Below are 21,342 nucleotides of genomic sequence, written 5' to 3'. Positions count from 1 at the left end.
GCACCTCCACGGGTGCCTCCAAGAAAGCGACATCCATGACGCTGACAGCGAAGTCGGTCTCACGAACAGCGCTCGTGTCGGCCCTGGTGGCCGTCGCCGCGGGGGTCGCGGTCCTCGCGGCGGCACCCGCCAGCGGCGCCGCCTCCACGCTCGCGGCGGCGGCGCAGCAGAGCGGCCGCTACTTCGGCACGGCCGTGGCGGCGAACAAGCTCTCGGACTCGACCTACACGGGCATCCTGAACCGTGAGTTCGACATGGTCACGGCCGAGAACGAGATGAAGATGGACGCGACCGAGCCCAACCAGGGGCAGTTCAGCTACGGCAACGCCGACCGCATCGTCAACCAGGCCCGCAACCAGGGCAAGCGGGTCCGCGGCCACGCCCTGGCGTGGCACTCCCAGCAGCCGGGGTGGATGCAGAACATGGGCGGCAGCGCCCTGCGCTCGGCGATGCTCAACCACGTCACGCAGGTCGCGAGCTACTACCGGGGCAAGATCTACGCCTGGGACGTGGTGAACGAGGCGTTCGCCGACGGCAGTTCCGGCGGTCGTCGCGACTCGAACCTCCAGCGCACGGGCAACGACTGGATCGAGGCGGCGTTCCGCGCGGCGCGGGCGGCCGACCCGAACGCCAAGCTCTGCTACAACGACTACAACACCGACAACTGGTCGCACGCCAAGACCCAGGGCGTGTACCGGATGGTGCAGGACTTCAAGTCCCGCGGCGTGCCGATCGACTGCGTCGGCTTCCAGGCCCACTTCAACAGCGGCAACCCCGTCCCGTCCAACTACCACACCACCCTGGGGAACTTCGCCGCGCTCGGCGTCGATGTCCAGATCACCGAGCTGGACATCGAGGGCTCCGGTTCCAGCCAGGCCCAGCAGTACCAGGGCGTCGTGCAGGCCTGCCTGTCCGTGGCCCGCTGCACCGGCATCACCGTGTGGGGCATCCGCGACACCGACTCGTGGCGCGCCTCGGGCACCCCGCTGCTGTTCGACGGCTCCGGCAACAAGAAGGCCGCGTACAACTCGGTCCTCTCCGTGCTGAACACCGGCACCGGCACCACCCCGCCGACGACGACCACGACCACCACGTCCAACCCGAACCCCGGTGGTTGCAGCGCGACGTACTCCGAGGGCGAGAAGTGGAACGACCGCTTCAACGGCCTCGTCTCCGTCTCGGGCAGCGACAACTGGACGGTCACGGTCACCGTCAGCTCGCCGCAGAAGATCATCGCCACCTGGAACACCAGCGCCAGCTGGGATTCCAGTGGCAACGTGATGACCGCGCGCCCCAACGGCAGCGGCAACTCGTTCGGCTTCACCGTGCAGCACAACGGCAACTGGGCCTGGCCGACCGTCACCTGCCAGGCGAGCTGATCCGCGGTGGGAGGGTCCCGCGCCGCGGGGCCCTCCCACCCTCGTCACGGCCCGGCCCGAGGTGGCGTGACGAGAAGACCGCTGTGCCGGAGCGGCCCCGGCGGGCCTCGGTCGTGATCACCACGGGGACACCGGAGGCGCGCGCGGAACCGGGTCGACCGGCGCGTGCCGGAACCGGTGCTTCAGCTCGACGGCCGGGCCCGCTGCCTGCCGTCGTAGTCGCGCTGGTGCGCCTGGATCGCGGGCGCGTTCGCGACCGTCCAGTCGTAGAGGTGGCCGAACGGCTCGCGCAGCGACTCCCCGATCGGGGTGAGCGAGTACTCGACGCCGATCGGCGACGTCGGCAGCACGCGGCGCCGGACCATCCCGTTGCGCTCCAGGCGGCGGAGCGTCTGCGTCAGGACCCGCTGGGTCACGCCGTCGAGGCGGCGCCTGATCTCGTTGAACCGGCGCGGCTCGCTCAGGACCGCCATCACCATCATCGACCACTTGTCGGCGATCTGGTCGAGGATCGGCCTGCTCGCGCAGTCGGACCGGAACACCAGGCCGCCCTCGGAGATGGCCCCGTAGAAGCTCTCGACATCGCTCTCGGACGCGGTCACGGCGGTATCCTCCACAATCCCAGTATCCCCACAGTGCCTTGTTGACGCAGCTCAGGAGTGGTTTCACAGTAGGTGTGAACAGGAACCGAGATCGTCCCGGACACCTACTGGAGACATGATGGACCACGACTCCCACCAGACCCTGCGGGTGATCAGGAAGGACGGGGTCGCCCACGTCACCATCGACAACCCGCCGGTCAACCTCCTCGGCGTCGCCCTGATGACCGACCTGCGGGACCTGCTCACCGCGCTGGCGGCCGACGACGCGGTCCGCGTGATCGTCTTCGACAGCGCCGACCCGGACTTCTTCCTGGCCCACGTCGACATGACCGCCACACCGGAGGCCCTCGCCGCGCTGGCGGCCGGCCTGCCGGAGGGCGTCAACGTCTTCCAGGCACTCGGCGAGCAGCTGCGCCACCAGCCCCAGGTGACGATCGTCAAGCTCGCGGGCAAGGCGCGCGGCGGTGGAGCCGAGTTCGTCGTGGCCGCGGACATGGCGTTCGCCGCGATCGGCCGGGCCGGGCTCGGCCAGGTCGAGGCGCTCATGGGCATCGTGCCCGGCGGTGGCGCCACGCAGTACCTCGCCGAGAGGATCGGCCGCAACCGCGCCCTGGAGGTGGTGCTCGGCGGCGACCTGTTCGACGTCGAGACCGCCGAGCGCTACGGCTGGGTCAACCGGGCCGTGCCCGCCGACGAGCTGGACGACGTCGTGGACCGCCTCGCCCGCCACATCGCCGCGCTCCCGGACGGCGTCGTGGCCGCCGTGAAGCACGCCATCGCCCCCCGCGACCTCACCGAGGGCCTGGTGCGGGAGAACGACGCCTGGGCCGGTCTGGTCTTCCGCCCCGCCACGGCGGAGCTGATGGGGGCGGGGCTGACCCACGGCGCGCAGACCCGCGACGGCGAGCACGACCTGGAGAGCCTGTTCCGGGGCCTGGCCCGGTCGGTGATCTAGCGCCGGTCGGGGCGCTAGGGTGCTGGTGTGGCACGACTGGTCCACCTCAACGGTCCGCCGGGCATCGGCAAGTCCACGCTCTCCGCGCTGCTCGCCGATCGCGAGCCCGGCACGCTGAACCTCGACGTCGACCTCGTGCACCGCCTGGTCGGCGGGTGGCGGGACGAGGAGACGGACACGTGGCCCGCCGTGTGGTCGCTCGTCCGGGCGATGGCGGCGACCCACCTGGGCGGCGGGCACGACGTCGTGCTGCCCCAGTACCACGCCCGGCTGCACGAGATCGCGGCGTTCGAGGACCTGGCGCGCGAGCACGGGGCCGACTTCCGGGAGGTCGTGCTGCTCGACGGCCGGGAGGCGTCGGCGGAGCGGTTCGACCGCAGGGCGCGCGACAGCGACGACCCGTGGATCCTCCACCACCACCGCCTCGTCACGGCGCGCGGCGGGCCGGCCGCGCTCGGGACCATGTACGACGACCTGGTGGAGGTCGTCCGCCTGCGTCCGGACGCGGTGGTGGTGCCGAGCGTGCCGGGAGCGGTGTCGGAGACCTACGCGCTGCTGGTGGACGCACTGCGCCGCTGACCCGCGCCACGGCTCCCGTGACCGGGGGAGGGACCACCCCGCTCAGGGCCAGTTCCGCAGGGCCACGTCGGCGACCTCCTGGAGCTCGTCGCGGCTCGCGCCGCCCGCGGCCTGGACGGCGATGCCGTTGGCCACGGTCGTGACGTAGCGGGCGAGGACGCGCGGGTCGGCGTCGGGCGGCAGGTCGCCCTCGTCGACCGCTCGCCGGAACCGGTCGTGCAGGTGCGTGCGGCCCTGGTCGCGCCAGTCGGCCAGGAGGTCGCGCACGGTCCGCCCGCCCTCGCCCGCGGCGAGGGAGCCCTGGACGCCGAGGCACCCGGCCGGGCAGCCGGGCGTGGTGCTGGCCGCGACCGCGCCCGCGAGGAGCGCCGCGGCCACCTCCCGCGCCGTCGGCAGCGCCAGCGCCCTGGCCACGTACGCCGCCGGGCCGTCGGCGTAGCGGTCCAGCGCCTTGCGGAAGAGGTCCTCCTTGTTGCCGAAGGCCGCGTACATGCTCGTCTTCGTGATGCCCATGGCCCCGGTCAGGTCGGTCAGGCTGGCGCCCTCGTAGCCCTGCTCCCAGAAGACCACCATGGCCCGCTGGAGGGCCTCGTCGGCGTCGAACCCCCGCGGCCTGCCGATCGGTGGCTTCCGGACATCGCTCATGGCCCCATCGTACCCCTTCCGTACCGTTCGGTTCGGAAGTGCTACGGTCGACTTCAGTACCGATCGGTACGGAGAGCTGTGGAGGTCGGAATGGGAACGCTGGAAGGCAAGACGGCCGTCGTCACCGGGGGCGGCACGCGGGGGATCGGCCGGGCCACCGCCGCGCGGCTGGTGGCCGAGGGCGCGCACGTGTTCATCACCGGCAGGCGCAAGACCGAGCTGGACGAGGCCGTCGAGGCCATCGGCCCGTCGGTCACCGCGGTGCCGGGCGACATCACCGACCCCGCCGACCTCGACCGGCTCTACGACGCGGTCCGCGCCAGGGGCAAGGGCCTGGACGTGGTGTTCGCCAACGCGGCCACCGCCTCCCTCGCGACCCTGGAGCAGATCGCCGAGGAGGAGGTCGACCGGATCCTCGCCGTCAACGTCAAGGGCACGCTGTTCACCGTGCAGAAGGCGTTGCCACTGCTCAACGAGGGCGCCTCGGTGATCCTGAACGCCTCGACCAGCGCCGACCGCGGCACGGAGATGTTCGGCCTGTACGCGGCGTCCAAGGCCGCCATCCGGACGTTCGCCAGGACGTGGGCCAACGAGCTGAGGGGCCGCGGCATCCGCGTCAACGCGATCTCGCCCGGACCGACCGACACCTCCGGGATCACCGAACTCGTCGGCGAGGAGAACGCGACCGCCTTCAAGGCGCGCGAGGGCGCCAGGGTCGCGATCGGCCGGATCGGCCGCCCCGAGGAGATCGCCGCCGCCGTGGCCTTCCTCGCCTCGCCGGACAGCAGCTACGTCCTGGGCGCAAACCTGTACGTGGACGGCGGCGAGAACCAGATCTGACCCGGCGGTGGTGGTGCGGCGGTCCGACCGGCGCACCACCGGGTTCACCGGAGGATCGCCTGGGTCACCAGCTCCCGCAGCGCGACCGGGGGTTCCAGGCCCAGCTCGTCCCGCAGCGCGCGGCGGCACTGCTCGAACTGGTGCTGCGCCTCCGCGCGGTTGCCCGCCGCGAGGTGGGCGTTGATGAGCACGCGGTGCGCGCTCTCCCGCAGCGGCTCGGCCTGCACGGCGGCGAGACCGGCCGCGACCGCCTCGCCGTGGCGGCCCGCCGCGGTCAGGCGCCGCGCCATCGCCTCCAGCGCGTACAGCCGGAGCTGGTGGTACTGCTCCTGCTCCAGCAGCACCCACTCGCTGTCCGACCACTCCGGCAGCAGGTCGGACGACAGGTCGTCCCAGGTCTGCTTCGTCAGGATGTCCTCGCACACCGTGGACCTGTCGAGCAGCTTGTGCGCGCGGGCCGTGGCGTCGTGGAAGTCGACGCGGATGTCCGCGGCCAGCGCGACCTCCTGCGACGACGCCTTGATGATCCCCGGTTCCGTGCGCAGCGCCCGCCACAGCGAGGATCGGAGGTTGGCGTTCGCACGGGTCGTGGTGGCCTCGGGCCACAGGGTCCTGGCCACGTAGGCCCGTGTTCGCGGTCTGCCCTGGAGCGCCAGGAACGCCAGCAGCTGCTGGGCGCTCGACGACAGCGCGATCCGCTCGTCCCCCACGAGCAGCGCGAAACCCTTGAGCAGCCGCAACGTGACGGCTTGTCGTACCTCAGTCCGCATCGGTCCCCCAAGGCGACGCCTCAGCACCGGGAACGCCCTCTCCTCGACGATTGTCGTCGATCTCCCCGCGGGCGTCACCGCGAATTGTGGCCCACGGCCGTCGTCACGGCGTCACCGGAACGTTGTCGGGCCTGGTCCTGAGCGTGCGCAGCCAGTCGTCGACGGCCGCGTGCACGGCGTGTTCGGAGCTCACGGCGGTGGGGGGCGCCTGCCGCGAGCCGACGGAGGACAGGATCCGCACGCGCAGGCGGTCCGGCCGTCCGTCCTCCAACCAGGCACGCATGATCATGCTGCCGGTGCGCTCCTCGGGAGCGTCCATGGGGTCCACAAGCGGCAAGGATGCACATCCGATGTCACCGCCGCGTTCCCGGCGCGTCAACGCGGGCGGGGTGGAACGGGGCGGTGACGCCACCGCGACGGTCGGATCGCGAACCCGACACGCGCTGCTGGAATCCTGCCCTGGTGCCACCGCGGCTCGCCCGGTGGTGCGGGGAGGAGGGGGTCCGGTGGGAGACTTCGGTGTGGTGGCCGACGTGTCGGCCATCGTCGTCGAGCGGCTGAACCGGGCGCTCGACGGGCTGAGCGCCGAACCGCCGAGGGCGGAGCTGCACGACCTCTCCGAGCCCGTGCAGCTGGACGTGCCGAAGCTGACGGTGTTCCTCTACGAGGTCGCGGAGGACCCGACCTCCCGCAACCGCCCCCCGGTCCGCTCGCTGCCACCGGACGCGCCCACCAGCCGCAAACCGCCGATGGCGCTGCTGCTGCGGTACCTCGTCACCCCGTGGGGCGGCGACCAGATGACCCAGCACCGGATGATCGGCCGGGCGCTGCAAGCGTTCTACGACGACGCGGTCCTCGACGGCGAGGAGCTGACCGGCAGCCTGGCGGCGAGCACCGACGCGCTGCACGTCACCCTGGCACCGCTGACGCTCGACCAGAAGTCGTGGGTCTGGTACGCGATCCAGAAGCCCTACCGGCTCTCGCTGAACTACGAGATCCGCGTGGTGAACCTGGATTCCCTGGACGTGTCGGCGCTCCGGCTGGTCACCAGCCGCACCGTCAACGGGGTGCCGTCGCCATGACCCGGTTCTACGGCGTCGAGAGGTCCGTGCTGCACAGCCCGGCCTGGTTCGTGCCGGTGGACGAGTTCACCGGGCGCGTGCGGGCCGCGGGCGTCGCCGTCGAGCTGGACCGCTTCGACGCCGCCGCGAACGCGTGGCTGCCGGAGGACGTCCGCGCGGTGCGCACGCCCAGCGCGGCCATCGCCTACCCTGGGCTGGGCAGGCGCGGTGCCCCGGCCCGGTTCCGGGCCCGCTTCACCGCGGCCGGGTTCGCGCCGCTGTACCCCGCCGACGACGAGCCGTTCGCCGCCGACGTCGTCGGCGTCGAGTTCCGGACGTTCCCCTACGACGAGGACCGGCCGCCCGTCGAACTCGCCGCGCCGAGGGTGGTCCGGCTCCTGCCGGGCACCGCCTTCCCCTACGGGCCCGGCGTGCGCACCGCGTACGGCGTCGCCGTGGACGCGGCGACGCGGGTCCCCGTGGCGAACGCGCTGGTGGCCGCCGAGGGCGTGAGCGGTGTCGAGGGCGTGCCCTGGCGGGAGCGCACCCTGACCGACGGCCGCGGCGCGTTCCGCCTCGCCCTGCGGTGGGAGGGCGGGGCGGAGGGCGCCGACGAGACCTTCCGACTGGTGGCGACCGAGCGGCCGGGCCGCACCGGGTCGGTTCTGGTCCGACTGCCCGCGGACCGAGGTCGCGGGCACGTCATCGAGATCACCGGATCCGACCGTCCAGCACAGCCGAACAGCAGGGAAAGTTAGGAGCCAGCCATGCCCGAGTACCTCAGCCCCGGCGTCTACGTCGAGGAGATCGACGCGGGGCCGCGGCCGATCGCGGGGGTGAGCACCAGCACCGCGGGCATGGTCGGGGTCACCAGGCGCGGACCGGTGGACGGCAAGCCCAAGCTCGTCACGAACTTCCTGGAGTTCCAGACCACGTTCGGCGGCTTCCTGGCCGAGCCGGAGCGGACGGTGCGCGACGCGTGGGCGAACGACCCCGGCGAGGGCGGCCGGTGGTGGCTGTTCCCGTTGGCGGTCAAGGGCTTCTTCGACAACGGCGGCCAGCGCCTCTACGTGAAGCGGGTGGCCTCCTCGGGCGCGGTGGCCGCGTCGGGCACGTTGGGCCAGGGGCTGGTGAGCGCCATCGCGCGGGACGCCGCCGTCGGTGCCACGTCGCTGGAACTGGGGCACGTCATCGGCTTCACCGGAACCGACGCCCTCACGATCGTCCGGGGCGGCGACGACACCGAGATCGGCACCGCGACCGTCACCGGCTACGACGCGACGGCCCGGCGGGTCCGGCTCGCCGCCCCGCTGGCCGTCGAGGTGAAGGCGGCGCGGGGCGACTACGTGCAGGTCGGCCCCCGCGCCGACACGCCGAGCCTGCGCTTCTCCGCGTCCAGCCCCGGTGCGTGGGGCTCGGCCGTGCGGGTGCGGTTCCAGGCGGCGGCGAGCGCCACCCTGCCCGTGCTGGCCGCACCGGACGAGGGCCCGCTGTTCACCACCCGGCTCGCCGTGGAGTCGCCCGCCGACAGCGGCACGGTCGTCGTGGACGCGGTGCCGGGCCTCGATCCCGACCCGTTGCCCGACGACGTGTGGATCCTGATCGGCAACCGGCGCTTCCCCGTGGCGGTGGGCGAACCGACGGGCGGACGGGTCACGCTGACGCTGCCCGCGAACACCAGCCACCCCGCCTGGCCGGTCGGGCTCGGTGTCCGCCGCGTGCGCCTGGCGAACGGCGGCGCGAGCCCGGAGCTGCGGATCGGCGGGGTGAACAGGCTGTACGAGAACGCGGTCGCCCAGCTCGACACCGGCGACGCCCTGACCACGCTGCGCGTCGTGTCGATCGAGGAGGACCGCGTCACCTTCGACGCCAACACCCCGGACCAGGTGTTCGAGTCCGCGAAGCTCGTCCTCGTCGAGGGCGTGCTGGACGCCCGGTACACCGATCCGGGCGGGACCGCGGTCACCGAGACGTTCCGCGACCTCCGGCTCACCCCCGACACCGACCCGGCGAGCGTGTCCGCCGTGCTGGCGCGCCAGTCGCGGCTGGTGACCGCGACCGCGCTGCCGGACCTGTCCACCGACCCCGCCCGGTTCCCCACCCCGAGGACCGGCGGCCCGTGGCTGTCGCTGTCCGACGGCGGCACCGACGGCTTCGAGGACCTCTCGGTCGGCGACTTCGTCGGGACCGACGGCGGCAGCGGCAAGCGCACCGGCATCGTCGCGCTGGAGGACGTCGACGAGGTCTCGATCTGCGCGGTCCCCGGCGTGTGGTCCGGCACCGTCGAGTCCGCGCTCGTCACGCACTGCGAACTGCTGAGGGACCGGTTCGCGATCCTCGACCCGCAGGACGGGCTCGACATCGAGGGCGTCCAGACGTTCCGGGAACCCCTCGACACCAGGTACGCGGCGCTCTACTACCCGTGGCTGGTCGCCAACGACCCGTCGACCAACCGGTTCGTCGAGGTGCCGCCCTCCGGCCACCTGGCGGGCATCTACGCCCGCGTGGACTCCGAGCGCGGGGTGCACAAGGCGCCCGCGAACGCCGTCATCCGGGGCATCCGGCTCACCGACGGCATCGCGCAGGACGTCACCAAGCGGCACCAGGACCTGTTGAACCCCAAGGGGATCAACGCGATCCGGTTCTTCCCCGGTCTCGGGCAGCGGGTGTGGGGCGCGCGGACGCTGTCGTCGGACGCGACGTGGAAGTACGTCAACGTGCGCAGGCTGTTCCTGTTCATCGAGGAGTCGATCGACGAGGGCACGCAGTGGGTCGTGTTCGAGCCCAACGACGAGTCGCTGTGGGCGCTGGTGCGCCAGACGGTCTCGAACTTCCTCACCACGGTCTGGCGCACCGGGGCGCTCGCGGGCACCACGGCCGACGAGGCGTTCTTCGTCACCTGCGACCGCTCCACGATGACCGAGGACGACGTCGCGAACGGGCGGCTGATCTGCCTGGTCGGCGTGGCGCCGGTGTTCCCGGCGGAGTTCGTCGTCTTCCGGATCCAGCAGAAGACCCGCGAGCAGCAGCTCGTCTGACACCACGACGTGATTGAGAGGCAAGAGCGATGCCACCTGTGACGCGGGACGATCCGTACGCCGCCTACAACTTCCTCGTCATCGTGACGAACGTCAGCGATGACGGCGTGGCGGTGAGCGGGTCCTTCACCGAGGTCAGCGGGCTGGACGTGGAACTCCCGGTGATCGAGTACCGGACCGGCAGCGAGGACATCACGGTCCGCAAGCTCGTGGGGTTGAAGAAGTTCCCGAGCGCGCTCACCCTCAAGCGCGGCGTCACCGGCCACGTCGGCTTCTGGAACTGGGTGAAGGAGGCGCTCGACGGCCGGGTGCGCCGCACGTCCGGCTCCATCGTGATGCTCGACGAGAACCGGCAGGAAGCCATGCGCTGGAACTTCGACCGGGCGTGGCCCACGAAGTACACCGGTCCGTCGTTCAACGCCACCAAGAACGAGATCGCGATGGAGACGCTCGTGCTGGCGGTCGAGAGCCTGCTGGTCGACGCGTGAGACGACGGGGACCGCGGACATGACCAGTGCAGCCCTGCCGGGCGTGACCCTCACCTCCGTGCCGCGCGGCTCGGACACCGAGCCGCTGCGCACGGACGTGGCGGCGTTCCTCGGCCGGACCAGGCGCGGACCGGTGGGCACCCCGGTCCGGGTCGAGAGCTGGAACGACGTGGTCGGCGCGTTCGGCCCGCCGGACGGCTCGGCGGCCACGCCGTACGCGCTGCGCGGGTTCTTCGAGAACGGCGGTCGCACGGCGTGGGTGCTGCGGGTCTCCGGTCCCGCCGAGACCGCGGGCGCGGAGTGGGCGGACGGGTGGCGGGTCGTCGCCACGAGTCCCGGAGCCTGGGCGAACGGCGGTCGCGTCACCATCCGCTACCAGGCCAGTTCCGTCGCCGGACCGCCGACGACGACCGTCCGGGTGGTGGTGCCGGGCGAGCGGGCGGAGACCTTCGCGGGCCTGCCTCCGGAGGCGGTGGCCGATCGGCTCACCACGTCCCGCCTGGTCCGGTTCGTGCCGGACGGCGCCCCGCCCGGCGCGGGCGGCGCCATCTCGGCGACCTGGGACCTCGCGCTCACCGGCGGCACCGACGCGGCACCGGGTCGCGCCGAGTACTCGACCGCCGTGCGGGACCAGGCCGACCTGCCGGAGCCCGCGCTCGTGGCGCTGCCCGACCTCGGCGCCGACCTGGTCGGCGCGGACCGCGGCGACCTGGTGCTGGAGCTGCTGCGCACGACCGCGCCGCTGCTGGACCGGCTCGTCGTGCTCGACGTGCCGCCCGAGCTGTCCACCGTGGACGAGGTGCTGGCGTGGACCGGCGGGCTGACGGGCGACGGCGACGACGTGCTGCTGTCCACCGCGGCCGTCTACCACCCGCCGCTGCGCGCCCCGGAACTCGCGGGCACCGGGCTGCGGGACGTCCCCGCCTCCGGGCACGTCCTCGGGGTCGTGGCCAGGCTCGACGCCGAACGGGGTCCGCACCACACCCCGGCCAACGCCGTCGTGCTCGACGCCGTCGACCTCGCCGTCGACCACCCGGAACCGCAGCTCGTCCGGCTGTTCGAGGCGAACGTCGACCTCGTGCGGTGCGTGCGCGGTCGAGGTCTCGTGGTGTGGGGCGGGCGCACGCTGTCCGCCGACCCGCGCCGCCGCTACGTCGCGCACCGCCGCCTGCTGCACCTGCTGGTGCGGGCGATCCGGCGGGTCGCGAGCCCGCTGGTGTTCGACGTGAACTCCCCGGAGCTGCGCCTGGCGCTGGTCCGCTCGCTCACCTCGGTGCTGCTGGAGACCTTCCGGTCCGGCGCGCTCGCGGGGGCCCGGCCCGAGCAGGCGTTCCGCGTGGTGTGCGACGAGACGAACAACCCGCCCGAGCAGGACCCCGCCCTGGTGGTGTGCGAGATCGACGTCGCGCCCGCCGTGCCGATGGAGTTCGTCCGGCTGCGGCTCGTGCTGGGCCAGGACCGCGGCTTGGAGGTGGTGGAGTCGTGACCACCCCCGTGGACGTCGTGCGCGCGCTCACCGAGCCGCTGCTGAAGTTCCGCTTCGTCGTGACCCTCGACCCCGGCGACGCGTACCTGCCCCCCGCGCAGGCCCTGCTGCTGCCGCTCGTCGCGGCGGGCGGGTTCCAGGAGGTCACCGGCCTCGGCGGGACCCTCGAAGTGGTCGGCTACGCCGAGGGGGGCCGCAACGACTCGGTCCACCAGCTGCCGCTGCGCAACACCTGGAACCGGATCACGTTGAAGCGCGGCGTGGTCCGCGACCGCGTGCTGTGGTCCTGGTACCGGACCGGGCTCGCCGACTCGCTCGGTGCCCGCCGCGACGGAGCCGTGATCCTGCTCGGCGACGAGGGCCTGCCCGCGATGGCGTGGGCGTTCCACGGCGGGCTGGCCGCCAAGTGGAGCGGCCCCGACCTGCACGGCGAGCAGAGCGCCGTCGCCATCGAGTCACTGGAGATCGCCCACGAGGGCCTGACGAACGTCCTGTAGGAGACAGCGTGCCGAAGAACCTGGTCATCCACAACCTCGAAGTCCGGTTCCAGGTGGACGGTGACGACGGGGCCGTGTTCACCCGCCTGTTCAACAAGCACATCCAGGCGTGGGCGCGGTTGTACGAGCAGGAGTGCGCACGCGCGAAGCACGCCGAGGGCGACCGCAGGCTCGGCGACGGGGAGGGCTGGTGAGCACGACTCCCGTCTCGTTCGCCGGGTTGGGCGCGCGGGCCCGGCTGCACATCGTCCGCCCGGTGATCGCCGACGAGCGGCAGCGCCGCATCCCGCTGCGGTTCAACCCCACCGACTACAAGCTCAGCAAGAGCAACACCTTCGCCGAGATCACCATCCCCGGCCTGGAGACCCCGCCGCTCCAGTACGTCCGCGGCGGCAGCGAGACGCTCACCGTGCAGGCGCTGGTGGACACCTCCGACACGCTGGACAACGTTCGAACGTCCTACGTGGACGCCATCCGCAACCTGATGCGGCCCGACAGCAGGGAGCACGCGCCGCCGATCGTCCAGTTCGTGTGGGACGAGGCCGTGTTCACCGGTGTGGTGGAGAAGCTCGACGTGAACTACGTGCTCTTCCACTCCGACGGCGTGCCCCTGCGCGCCCAGCTCGACCTCACCCTCAAGGAGTACCGGCCCGCGGCCCAGCAGGTCGCGGACAACCCGCGCTCCTCGCCGACCGTCGAGAAGAGCTACGTCGTGCGCGTCGGCGACACCCTGTCGAGCATCGCCGCGGCCGTCTACCGGCGGCCGGAGGAGTGGCGGGCGCTGGCCCGCGCCAACGGGATCACCGATCCCCGCGACCTGAGGCCGGGGCAGGTGCTGACCGTGCCCCGGCTGATGTGAGGGGCGGGCCATGACCGTGCCGACCACCACCCGATCGACGACCACCCAGCCCGAGGTCGCCGACCCCGACCGGTACGCCCCCGAGTTCGAGGTGGTCATCGAGGGCGTCGAGGCCGACCCGTCCACCAAGAACGACATCCTGGACATCAAGGTGCACCGCGACATCGACGAGATGTCCGGCTTCGACCTGGAGCTGAACAACTGGGACGACGTCAACCTGCGGTTCAAGCACAGCGACTCGCGCGAGTTCAAGCTCGGTTCCAGGGTCTCCGTGCGGCTCGGCTACGCCGACCGGCTGATGACCGTCGCGACCGGCACCGTCAGCACCCTGGCGCCGAAGTTCCCCGACGGCGCCTCGCCGACCGTGTCGGTCAGCGGTGTGGACGGGATGCTGCGGCTCAAGGAGAACAAGCCGGACGCGGCGGTCGACAAGGTCTACCGCAACCAGGCCGACTGGCAGATCGCCACGGCCGTGGCGCAGCGCAACAAGCTGGCGATCGTGACCACGCGGGAGGGGCCGGTCCACGACCGCGTGGTGCAGAAGAACCAGTCCGACGCGGAGTTCCTGGTGGAGCGGGCGAAGCGGGTCGACTTCGACTGCTACATCCTGCCCGATCCCACCACCGGCGAGGAGACGCTCTACTTCATCAGGCCCACCGACGGCCGCGACGGCCGCCCGATCCGGCTGTTCCGCCTCGCCTACCAGCCCGGCCTCACGACCGGACCGACCGCGCTGCCCGAGGGGCTCGTGCCGAACCTGCTCGACTTCACCCCGACCCTCACGATCTCCAAGCAGGTCAGCAAGCTCACCGTCCGCGGCTGGGACCCGCGCACCAAGCAGCGGATCGCGTTCACCGCGACCGTCGAGAACCTGCCCGCCGGCCAGGCCTCGGCCGACGGCGAGAGCGGGCCGCAGGCCGCCGACAGCGCGGCGGGCGGCAGGCAGGAGGTCGTGGTCGACGCCCCGATCACCAGCGAGGACGAGGCCCGCGAACTCGCGATCAGCCTGCTGCGCGAACGGTCCTACGAGTTCATCACCGCCACCGGGCGGGTGGCGGGCCTGCCGGAGCTGCGGCCCGGCGACAACCTGGAGATCTTCGGCCTCGGACGGCGGTTCTCCGGCACCTACTTCGTCAAGCGGGTCGAGCACACGCTGGGCACGAGCGGGTTCTTCACCACCTTCACCGGCCGCCGCATCTTCCAGGGAGACGCCCCGTGACGAGGACCGCGCCCCGCGCCCGCAGCACCGACCGCCGCTACTACGGCGTCGTCGAGGCGATCGTCGTGGAGAACGACGGCGACGACGAGGGCCGGGTGAAGCTCAAGTTCCCGTGGTTCGACGGCGGTGCCACCGTCACCGAGTGGTGCCGGGTCAGCCAGCTCCACGCCGGTAGCGGCTACGGGTCGGTGTTCGTGCCCGAGAAGGACGACGAGGTGCTGGTCGCGTTCGTGCACGGCGACATGCGGTTCCCGGTCGTCCTCGGCGGCCTCTACAACGGCGTCGACAAGCCGCCGACCGCCCGCACCGACGGGCGCGACCAGAAGGTGGTCCGCACCAGGGCGGGCCACGAGGTCCTGCTCGACGACGGCGCGAAGGAGATCCGGATCACCACCGCGCAGGGCGGCACCCTGACCGTCACGGCCACCGGCGAGATCACCCTCGACGCCGCCAAGGTCACCGTCAAGGCCGACGCGATCGACCTCGGTGGCGGCGCGACCCACCCGCTCGTGTTCGGCGACAGCCTGCTCACCGCCTTCAACACCCACACCCACGTGGCGCCCGGTGGAACGACCGCCACGCCGTTGCCGCAGCTTCCCCCGGGCGCGCTCTCCCAGACGTCGAGGACGACATGAGCGAACCGTTCCTCGGCACCGGCTGGCGGTTCCCGATCCTCCCCGACGAGGCGGGCAGGCTCTCCTACGCCGCAGGCGAGCAGAGCATCGAGCACTGCCTGCGCGCCCTGCTGCTCACGGCGGCGGGCGAGCGCGTGATGCGGCCCGACCTCGGCACCCGCGCGCAGGACTCGGTGTTCGCGCCCGGCAGCGTGCAGAACCTGCGCGAACTGGAGAACTCGATCGCGACCGCCGTCCGCACGCACGAGCCGCGCGTGGAGCTGGACGGCGTCCGCGCCGAGGCGGACCCGGTCGACGAGTTCCGGGTCACGGTCTCGGTCGAGTACCGGATCCGGCGCACCAACACCAAGCAGAACCTCGTGTTCCCGTTCTACCTCGGCCTCACCGGGAGCGCGCCGTGACCCTGCCCGCGCCGAAGCTGGACGACCTCACCTGGGCCGACCTCATGGCGGCCGTCCGCCGCCGCATCCCCGCCGAGTCCGACGGCGCGTGGACGCTGCACGCGCCCGTCGACCCCGGCGTCACGCTGCTCGAACTGTTCGCCTACCTGCTGGAGCAGCGGGTCTACCGGCTCGACCAGGTGCCGGACGAGCTGGTCGTCGCGATCCTGCGCCTGCTGGGCCTCGGTCCGCCGCGTCCCGCGGTGCCCGCCGCGACCGTGCTCCAGCTGACCGCCGACCGGCCGGGCACCCCGGTCCCGGTTCTGCCCGAGGGCACCCTGGTGTCCCGCGACCCCACCGGGCTGATCAGGTTCTCGCTCGACGAGGTCGCCGTGTTCCCCGTGAGCGGCGCCGACGTGGAGGTGTGGACCGACCGCGACCGCACCGCCGACCTGGTCGCCCGCCGCGGGGTGCCGCTGCTCGGCTCCGACGGCGGGGCCGCGTCGGCGCGCTTCACGCTGCCGCTGACCGGTGCGCACGCCGCGCCCGGACCGCTGTCGCTGCTGGTCGAACTCGACTCCCCGGCGCCGCCGTCGTGGTCGCCGCGCGCGGTGGCCGACGTGCGGCCACCCGCGGACCTGACGTGGTCGTGGGTCAACCCCGACACCGGCGCGACGGGCGAGTTCGAGTCCACTGAGGACGGAACGGCCGGGCTGCGGCGCTCCGGCGTCGTGCGGCTGCTGCCGCCGCGGGGGTGGAGCACCGCCGACCGCGGTGTCGTCGTGTCCACCCGCGCCGCGACGTACTCCACCCCGCCGAGGCTGCTCCGGTTGTCGCTCAACGCGTCCACGGCCCGCCAACTCGAACGGCGCGCGGTGACCGGCGCCGACCTCGCCGACCAGATCACCGCCTGGCGGAAGCTGCCCGGCCAGCGGCTCGTGCTGCCCGACGCGGCGGGCCTGCTCCTCACCGCGGACCTGCGGATCGGGGGCGACGACTGGGCACCGGTCGCCGACTTCGCGTTCGGCTCGTCGCGCGACCGGGTCTTCCGAATCGACCGGACGGCGGGCGCGCTCGTCTTCGGCGACGGCCTCACCGGCCGCATCCCGGTCGCCGCGCCGGAGGACGTGGTCGTCGAGCACACCCTCGGCGGCGGCCGGGCGGGCAACGGCGGACTGACCGGCAACTGGCTGCCCGTCGAGGACGAGATCGCCTCCCTCGGTGTGACCGGCGCCAACCTGGTCCAGGCGGCGGACGGCGCCGACCCGGAAACCGTGGCCCAGGCACGGGATCGGGCCGCGGGAGCGCTCGGCGAGGTGACCCGCGCCGTCACCGCCGACGACTTCGCCACCCTGGCCACGACCACGCCCGGCGTCGCGGTCGGCCGGGCCCACGCGGCGGTCGGCGAGCACCCCGGCTTCCCGTGCGCGCGGGTCGCGGGCGCCGTGACCGTCCACGTCGTCCCGTCGGTACCGCCCGGCGTCACGGCGCCGCGGCCGGACCCCGGCCTGCTGTGCGAGGTCGCCGACCGGCTCGACGCCGCGCGGCTGATCACGACCGAGGTGTTCGTGCGCGCCCCCGCCTACCGCGAGGTCCGGCTGCGGGTCGACCTGGCTGGCGGTCCCGCCGACCGCGGCCGGGTGTCCGCCGCGGTCGACGCGGCCCTGCGCGGGTACCTCGACCCGCTGACCGGCGGCGACGACGGCACGGGCTGGCCGTTCGGCGGGGCGCTGCGGCCGTCGGCGCTGCTGCGGGCCGCCCAGCGCGCTCTCGGCGACCTCGCGGACGTCGGCGCCGTCGCCATCGCCCTCGACGGGGCCGACCCCGCCGAGTCGTGCCTCGACGTGCCGCTGCGGGCCGGTGAACTCCCCGCCGTGCGGGAGGTCCGGACCCGCGTCGCGGCCCGCGCCGAACCGGGGGAGGGGCTCACGTGACCGACGTCGTGTGGTGGGATCGGGGTTCGGACGGCCGAGCGCGGATCGTGCCGGGGCCGGGCCCCTCGGGCGGGCAGCCCGAACTGGTCGACGCCTCCAGGGAGGCGGTCCGCGCCGCCGTGCGCGACCGGATCCCCGGCTACACCCCGGACTGGACCAACCCCGACCGCCAGGACGCAGGCGTCGCGCTCGTCCGGCTGTTCGGCACCCAGGTCGAGCCCGTGCTGGACCGGGTCAACCGGCTCCCGGAGAAGGTGCTGGCCGAACACCTGCGGACGGCGGGCGTGCGGCGCGCGCCCGCGACCGCGGCCGTCGCGCTGCTGGAGTTCACCGTCACCCCGCCCGACGGCTCCTCGGTCCTCGTCCCCGCCGGTTTCCAGACCGCCGCGAACCGCCCGACCGGGCGAGTGGTCTTCGAGACCGACCAGGACCTGGTCGCCACCCCCGCCACCGTCGGCGCCCTCGCCGTGCAGCGGGGCGGCGCCGTGGAGCCGGTCCCGCTCGGCCCGGCGGGGCCCGGCCGGGCGTTCGAGCCGTTCGGCCGCGACCCCGCGCCCGGCAACGCGCTGTGGATCGGGCTCACCGGCACCGCCAACCCGTTCCCGTCGCTGTCGCTCGGGTTCGTCGTCGCCGCCGTGCCGCCCACCCCGGTCGCCTCGGGCGGCCTCGGGCCGCTGCCGCTCCCACCCGCGCCGCTGCTGCGCTGGGACCTGCTGGACGGCGGGCGGTTCGTGCCCGCCGAGGTGGAGCGCGACGGGACCGGCGGGCTGCGGGCGAGCGGGACCGTGCGGCTGCGGGTACCGCGCACGTGGGCGCCCGGCACCCCGCCCGCGCTGCGACCGGGACCCCCGCTGCGGTGGCTGCGGCTGCGGATCGCCCACGGCGCGTTCACCCCGCCCGCGCCGGTGCTCACCGGGCTGCGGCTCAACGTCGTCAGCGCCACCGCCGCCCGCACGGTCACCAACGAGCCGCTGGAGCCGATCCAGGACCCGACGACCCCCGCGCGGCGGCGGATGCGCCTGAGCCAGGTGCCGATCCTGGCGGGCAGCCTGGTGATCGAGGTCGACGACGACCTCGGCACCGACCTGTTCGGCACCACCACCGGATCGGCGTCCCGGTGGCGCGAGGTGGCCGGCCTGGCCGGGTTCGGGCCGGACGACCGGGTCTTCGCCGTCGACCACGCGACCGGCGAGGTCGCGTTCGGCGACGGCGTCACCGGCGCGGCCGTGCCGCCGGGCTTCCGCAACGTCCGCGCCGTCCGGTACCGCGTCGGCGGTGGCACGGCGGGCGCGGTGCCCACCGGAGCCGTGAACAGCGTGGTGACCGCGCTGCCGTTCGTCACCCGCGTCACCAACCCGTTCCCGGCGTCGGGCGGCACCGACGCGGAGGCCGACGCCGACGTGGTGCGGCGCGGTGCGGGGGAGCTGCGCGCCCGAGGCAGGGCCGTCGCCCCCACCGACTACGGCCTGCTCGCCACCCGCGCGCCGGGGGCGTCGGTCGCCCGCGCGCACGGCGTGCCCGGCCTGCACCCGGACTTCGCGGGCACCCCCATCCCCGGTGTGGTCGGCGTCCTGGTGGTGCCGCCCCGCGACGACACCACCGGCGACGCGCCACCGGAACCGACCGCGGCCACCCTCCGCGCCGTCGCCGACTTCCTCACCCGCGAGGCGGCACCGGCGGGCATCACGGTCGTCGCCGCGCCCGTCCGGTACCGCCGGGTCGCCGTGGAGGCACGCGTGGCGCTCGACCCGGACCAGGAGCGCGCAGGCGTGCTGACGAGGGCGGCGGACGCCGTCACCACCTACCTGGACCCGCTGCGGGGCGGGGAGGACGGCGCGGGCTGGCCGTTCGGGGCGGCGGTGCGGCACACCCCGCTCGTGCGCAGGCTCCTCGCCGTCGACGGCGTCCTGGCCGTGTCCGGGCTGTCCCTCGCGGTCGACGGGGTCCGGCTGCCGCCGTGCACCGACCTCACCGTCCCGCCCACCGCGCTGGTCTGGCCGGAACGCCCGCTGCTCATCCCGGTCGAGGAAGGGGTCCTGCCATGACCTGCGCGCCGACCGCGGCGACGTTCCGCCTGCTCGACGACGTCGTCGGGTGGGAGCAGGCCGAGGTGCGCGACCTCGTCGGGTTCACCTCGCCCGACGGCGTCCGCCTCGCGGGCAGCGGGCCGTCCCCGGACGGGCCGACCAGGGCCGAGCTGCTGCCGTGGTTCCCCGACCCGCGCCTGGCACCCGGATGTCGACCGTGCGCGTGGTACCTGGTCGCGGGACGGCGGCTGCTGCGCCGCGACACCTGCTCCGGCGGCTGGCGACCGGTGTGGGAGCCGTGGTGCGACCCCCGGCTGTCGCGCGCGCCGATCGCGGTCGGCTCCCGCGGCCACCGGCTCGTGGTCGTGGACTCCGACCGGGTCCTCGTGTGGCGCAACGGGGGTGACCACCTCGTCGGCGTGGTCCGCCTCGGGGGCGCGCGGCTCGCCGTTCCCGCTCCGGACGACCAGGTGCTCGTCACGCGCGCCCGCGACACCCGCCTGTGGCGGTACGGGTCGGACGGACGGCCGCGCGGGGTGCTGGACACGTGCGTGAGCGGCGAGATCATCGGACTGCGCACCGGACCGGGGTGCGACGTCTGGCTCCTCACCGACGACGGCGGACACCTGCGGCTCTACCGCGGACACCCGTTCGAGGAGTCCGATGTGGACGAACTGGCCGCCGCGCTGCCGCCGAGCGCGCTGGTGGCCGCGGACGAGCACGGGTTCTGCCTGCGCGAGAACGGGCCGGACGGCGTCACGACGAGCTGCCGCACCTGGCTGGGCGAGCCCCTCGCCGAACGGCCGCCGCCGGCGGGCCGGTACGCGCCGGACGGCGACTTCGTCACCGAGCAGATCGACAGCGGTGTCCCGCGCTGCCGCTGGCACCGCGTCCGGGTCACCGCGGACGTGCCCGAGGGCACGGCGGTGTCGGTCTCGGTCGTGGTGTCGGAGGACGGCGTCTTCGCCGACAGCGACTGGCAGACCGCGCCGGTCGGCACGACCGACTTCCTCGTCGACCAGCCGCCCGGCCGCTACCTCACCGCCCGCGTCCGGCTGTCCGGCGACACCTCCTCGACCCCGGTCCTGCACCGGATCCGGCTCGACTTCCCGAGGTCGACCAGCGCCGACCTGCTGCCCGCCGCGTTCCGGCAGGACCCGGCGGCCGACGACTTCACCGAGCGGTTCCTGTCGCTGTTCGACGCCACGCTCGGCGAGGTCGACGAGGTGCTGGAGCGCTACCCGGCGCTGCTCGACCCGGCCGGTGTCCCCGACCGCGCGCTGCCCTGGCTCGCCGGGCTGCTCGGCCTGACCTACGAGTCCGGCTGGGACGCCGCCACCCGGCGCGCGCTGCTCGCCGGGGCACCGGAGCTGTACCGGCGGCGCGGCACCCCGTGGGCGGTGGCCGAGGCCGTGCGGATCGTGTTCGGCGTCGAGCCGGTGCTCGACGAACTGGCCGACGAGCGCCGCTGGGCGCAGGTCCGCGCGACCGCGGGCCCGTCGGGCGCGCCGGGCCTCGGGTCGGTGCGGCTGTTCGGCCGCTCCGCGAGCCGGTTCCGCGTCGGCGGTTCGGCCCTGGGGGCCGCGCCCCTGCGCGCCTTCGGCGACCCCGACACCGACCCGTTCACCGAGCACGCGCACCGGTTCCGCGTGCTGGTGCCCGCGGGCGGGGTCGACACCGACGCGCTGCGTCGGCTCGTGACGCGGCAGGCGCCCGCGCACACCAGGGCGTCGGTCCGCACCGGCGGCGCGGGGTTCGTGGTCGGCACCCGGTCGGCGGTCGGGGTCGACACCGCGTTCACACCGCTGCCCGCTCCCGTCGTGGGCGGTTTCCGCCTCGGCCACGACGGGGTGCTGCGACCGGGACCGCGAGGTGCCCGGCACGGCGTGACCGTCGGGCTGGTCTCCGCGGTCGGCATCCACACACAGGTTTCTTGAGAGGACACAGG

Annotated in this window: 22 protein-coding genes; 18 read left to right on the top strand and 4 right to left on the bottom strand. The window is 73.7% G+C overall.

From position 1 onward, the window contains the following. Nucleotides 1-35: 35 nt before the first annotated feature. Nucleotides 36-1,379 carry a glycoside hydrolase family 10 protein gene (locus tag AC156L_RS01675; RefSeq protein ID WP_330875329.1) on the top strand — a complete coding sequence of 448 codons (1,344 nt, stop codon included), beginning with the start codon at nt 36-38 and terminating at the stop codon, nt 1,377-1,379. A 182-nt stretch (nt 1,380-1,561) separates the two neighbouring features. Here the strand turns inward: AC156L_RS01675 and AC156L_RS01670 are convergent, their stop codons facing one another. After that, the gene (locus AC156L_RS01670) at nt 1,562-1,981 is read right to left on the bottom strand and encodes a winged helix-turn-helix transcriptional regulator (RefSeq protein WP_330875330.1); all 420 of its coding nucleotides are present in this window, start codon (nt 1,979-1,981) and stop codon (nt 1,562-1,564) included. Between the two features lie 118 nt (nt 1,982-2,099). Between AC156L_RS01670 and AC156L_RS01665 the strand changes: the two genes are divergently transcribed. Next, the gene (locus tag AC156L_RS01665) at nt 2,100-2,936 is read left to right on the top strand and encodes an enoyl-CoA hydratase/isomerase family protein (protein WP_330875331.1); all 837 of its coding nucleotides are present in this window, start codon (nt 2,100-2,102) and stop codon (nt 2,934-2,936) included. Between the two features lie 27 nt (nt 2,937-2,963). Then, nucleotides 2,964-3,515, top strand: a complete 552-nt coding sequence (locus AC156L_RS01660) for an AAA family ATPase (RefSeq protein ID WP_330875332.1) — start codon at nt 2,964-2,966, stop codon at nt 3,513-3,515. A gap of 42 nt (nt 3,516-3,557) precedes the next feature. Here AC156L_RS01660 and AC156L_RS01655 read toward each other — a convergent pair whose 3' ends face one another. After that, nucleotides 3,558-4,160, bottom strand: coding sequence for a TetR/AcrR family transcriptional regulator (locus AC156L_RS01655; protein WP_330875333.1), 603 nt, complete (start codon nt 4,158-4,160; stop codon nt 3,558-3,560). Nucleotides 4,161-4,250: 90 nt separating this feature from the next. Here AC156L_RS01655 and AC156L_RS01650 point away from each other — a divergent pair, with 90 nt between their 5' ends. After that, entirely contained in the window at nt 4,251-5,000 is a 750-nt protein-coding gene (locus AC156L_RS01650; RefSeq protein ID WP_330875334.1) for an SDR family NAD(P)-dependent oxidoreductase, read from the top strand. A 44-nt stretch (nt 5,001-5,044) separates the two neighbouring features. Here the strand turns inward: AC156L_RS01650 and AC156L_RS01645 are convergent, their stop codons facing one another. Together AC156L_RS01645 and AC156L_RS01640 are read right to left on the bottom strand one after the other, a co-directional pair. Then, a complete protein-coding gene (locus AC156L_RS01645; RefSeq protein ID WP_330875335.1) occupies nt 5,045-5,770 on the bottom strand; it encodes an AfsR/SARP family transcriptional regulator in 726 nt (241 codons plus the stop codon). Nucleotides 5,771-5,873: 103 nt separating this feature from the next. Then, nucleotides 5,874-6,089 (bottom strand): hypothetical protein, encoded by a 216-nt coding sequence (locus AC156L_RS01640; protein ID WP_330875336.1) that lies wholly within the window; start codon nt 6,087-6,089, stop codon nt 5,874-5,876. Between the two features lie 187 nt (nt 6,090-6,276). On the opposite strand from AC156L_RS01640, the gene AC156L_RS01635 reads away from it, so the two are divergent. The 14 genes from AC156L_RS01635 to AC156L_RS01570 are packed head-to-tail and all read left to right on the top strand — an operon-like array spanning nt 6,277 to nt 21,331. Then, on the top strand, nt 6,277-6,852 hold the full coding sequence (locus AC156L_RS01635) for a Pvc16 family protein (RefSeq protein WP_330875337.1): 576 nt from the start codon (nt 6,277-6,279) through the stop codon (nt 6,850-6,852). After that, nucleotides 6,849-7,589 (top strand): carboxypeptidase regulatory-like domain-containing protein, encoded by a 741-nt coding sequence (locus tag AC156L_RS01630; RefSeq protein ID WP_330875338.1) that lies wholly within the window; start codon nt 6,849-6,851, stop codon nt 7,587-7,589. The genes AC156L_RS01635 and AC156L_RS01630 overlap by 4 nt, the downstream gene beginning before the upstream one ends. Before the next feature lie 9 nt (nt 7,590-7,598). Then, nucleotides 7,599-9,869, top strand: a complete 2,271-nt coding sequence (locus tag AC156L_RS01625) for a phage tail sheath C-terminal domain-containing protein (protein WP_330875339.1) — start codon at nt 7,599-7,601, stop codon at nt 9,867-9,869. A gap of 29 nt (nt 9,870-9,898) precedes the next feature. Next, nucleotides 9,899-10,357 (top strand): phage tail protein, encoded by a 459-nt coding sequence (locus AC156L_RS01620; RefSeq protein WP_330875340.1) that lies wholly within the window; start codon nt 9,899-9,901, stop codon nt 10,355-10,357. A 19-nt stretch (nt 10,358-10,376) separates the two neighbouring features. Next, entirely contained in the window at nt 10,377-11,843 is a 1,467-nt protein-coding gene (locus AC156L_RS01615; RefSeq protein ID WP_330875341.1) for a phage tail sheath subtilisin-like domain-containing protein, read from the top strand. Next, on the top strand, nt 11,840-12,340 hold the full coding sequence (locus tag AC156L_RS01610) for a phage tail protein (protein WP_330875342.1): 501 nt from the start codon (nt 11,840-11,842) through the stop codon (nt 12,338-12,340). The genes AC156L_RS01615 and AC156L_RS01610 overlap by 4 nt, the downstream gene beginning before the upstream one ends. Before the next feature lie 8 nt (nt 12,341-12,348). After that, complete coding sequence (locus AC156L_RS01605) at nt 12,349-12,534, top strand: putative phage tail protein (protein WP_330875343.1); 186 nt, start codon at nt 12,349-12,351, stop codon at nt 12,532-12,534. Beyond that, nucleotides 12,531-13,199 carry a CIS tube protein gene (locus tag AC156L_RS01600; protein ID WP_330875344.1) on the top strand — a complete coding sequence of 223 codons (669 nt, stop codon included), beginning with the start codon at nt 12,531-12,533 and terminating at the stop codon, nt 13,197-13,199. Before AC156L_RS01605 ends, AC156L_RS01600 begins: the two co-directional genes overlap by 4 nt. 10 nt (nt 13,200-13,209) lie before the next feature. Continuing rightward, nucleotides 13,210-14,418, top strand: a complete 1,209-nt coding sequence (locus AC156L_RS01595) for a phage late control D family protein (RefSeq protein ID WP_330875345.1) — start codon at nt 13,210-13,212, stop codon at nt 14,416-14,418. After that, nucleotides 14,415-15,053 (top strand): phage baseplate assembly protein V, encoded by a 639-nt coding sequence (locus AC156L_RS01590; protein WP_330875346.1) that lies wholly within the window; start codon nt 14,415-14,417, stop codon nt 15,051-15,053. Before AC156L_RS01595 ends, AC156L_RS01590 begins: the two co-directional genes overlap by 4 nt. Further along, complete coding sequence (locus AC156L_RS01585; RefSeq protein ID WP_330875347.1) at nt 15,050-15,454, top strand: GPW/gp25 family protein; 405 nt, start codon at nt 15,050-15,052, stop codon at nt 15,452-15,454. The genes AC156L_RS01590 and AC156L_RS01585 overlap by 4 nt, the downstream gene beginning before the upstream one ends. Further along, the gene (locus AC156L_RS01580) at nt 15,451-17,367 is read left to right on the top strand and encodes a putative baseplate assembly protein (RefSeq protein ID WP_484406516.1); all 1,917 of its coding nucleotides are present in this window, start codon (nt 15,451-15,453) and stop codon (nt 17,365-17,367) included. Before AC156L_RS01585 ends, AC156L_RS01580 begins: the two co-directional genes overlap by 4 nt. Next, nucleotides 17,364-19,412: a putative baseplate assembly protein gene (locus AC156L_RS01575; protein WP_330875349.1), complete on the top strand. Its 2,049-nt coding sequence runs from the start codon at nt 17,364-17,366 to the stop codon at nt 19,410-19,412. Before AC156L_RS01580 ends, AC156L_RS01575 begins: the two co-directional genes overlap by 4 nt. Then, complete coding sequence (locus tag AC156L_RS01570) at nt 19,409-21,331, top strand: phage tail protein (protein WP_330875350.1); 1,923 nt, start codon at nt 19,409-19,411, stop codon at nt 21,329-21,331. Before AC156L_RS01575 ends, AC156L_RS01570 begins: the two co-directional genes overlap by 4 nt. Nucleotides 21,332-21,342: the final 11 nt, after the last annotated feature.

The organism is Umezawaea sp. (assembly GCF_057122925.1).
Note: the sequence above shows the minus strand (reverse complement) of the source record. Positions and strands in the feature narration are given on the sequence as shown.

Bases quoted from the DNA above. Each gene is read 5' to 3' on its own strand.
- AC156L_RS01675 (WP_330875329.1), top strand. From the start codon at position 36: ATGACGCTGACAGCGAAGTCGGTCTCACGAACAGCGCTCGTGTCGGCC.
- AC156L_RS01665 (WP_330875331.1), top strand. From the start codon at position 2,100: ATGGACCACGACTCCCACCAGACCCTGCGGGTGATCAGGAAGGACGGG.
- AC156L_RS01655 (WP_330875333.1), bottom strand. From the start codon at position 4,160: ATGAGCGATGTCCGGAAGCCACCGATCGGCAGGCCGCGGGGGTTCGAC.
- AC156L_RS01650 (WP_330875334.1), top strand. From the start codon at position 4,251: ATGGGAACGCTGGAAGGCAAGACGGCCGTCGTCACCGGGGGCGGCACG.
- AC156L_RS01645 (WP_330875335.1), bottom strand. From the start codon at position 5,770: ATGCGGACTGAGGTACGACAAGCCGTCACGTTGCGGCTGCTCAAGGGT.
- AC156L_RS01640 (WP_330875336.1), bottom strand. From the start codon at position 6,089: ATGGACGCTCCCGAGGAGCGCACCGGCAGCATGATCATGCGTGCCTGG.
- AC156L_RS01630 (WP_330875338.1), top strand. From the start codon at position 6,849: ATGACCCGGTTCTACGGCGTCGAGAGGTCCGTGCTGCACAGCCCGGCC.
- AC156L_RS01625 (WP_330875339.1), top strand. From the start codon at position 7,599: ATGCCCGAGTACCTCAGCCCCGGCGTCTACGTCGAGGAGATCGACGCG.
- AC156L_RS01620 (WP_330875340.1), top strand. From the start codon at position 9,899: ATGCCACCTGTGACGCGGGACGATCCGTACGCCGCCTACAACTTCCTC.
- AC156L_RS01615 (WP_330875341.1), top strand. From the start codon at position 10,377: ATGACCAGTGCAGCCCTGCCGGGCGTGACCCTCACCTCCGTGCCGCGC.
- AC156L_RS01595 (WP_330875345.1), top strand. From the start codon at position 13,210: ATGACCGTGCCGACCACCACCCGATCGACGACCACCCAGCCCGAGGTC.
- AC156L_RS01585 (WP_330875347.1), top strand. From the start codon at position 15,050: ATGAGCGAACCGTTCCTCGGCACCGGCTGGCGGTTCCCGATCCTCCCC.
- AC156L_RS01570 (WP_330875350.1), top strand. From the start codon at position 19,409: ATGACCTGCGCGCCGACCGCGGCGACGTTCCGCCTGCTCGACGACGTC.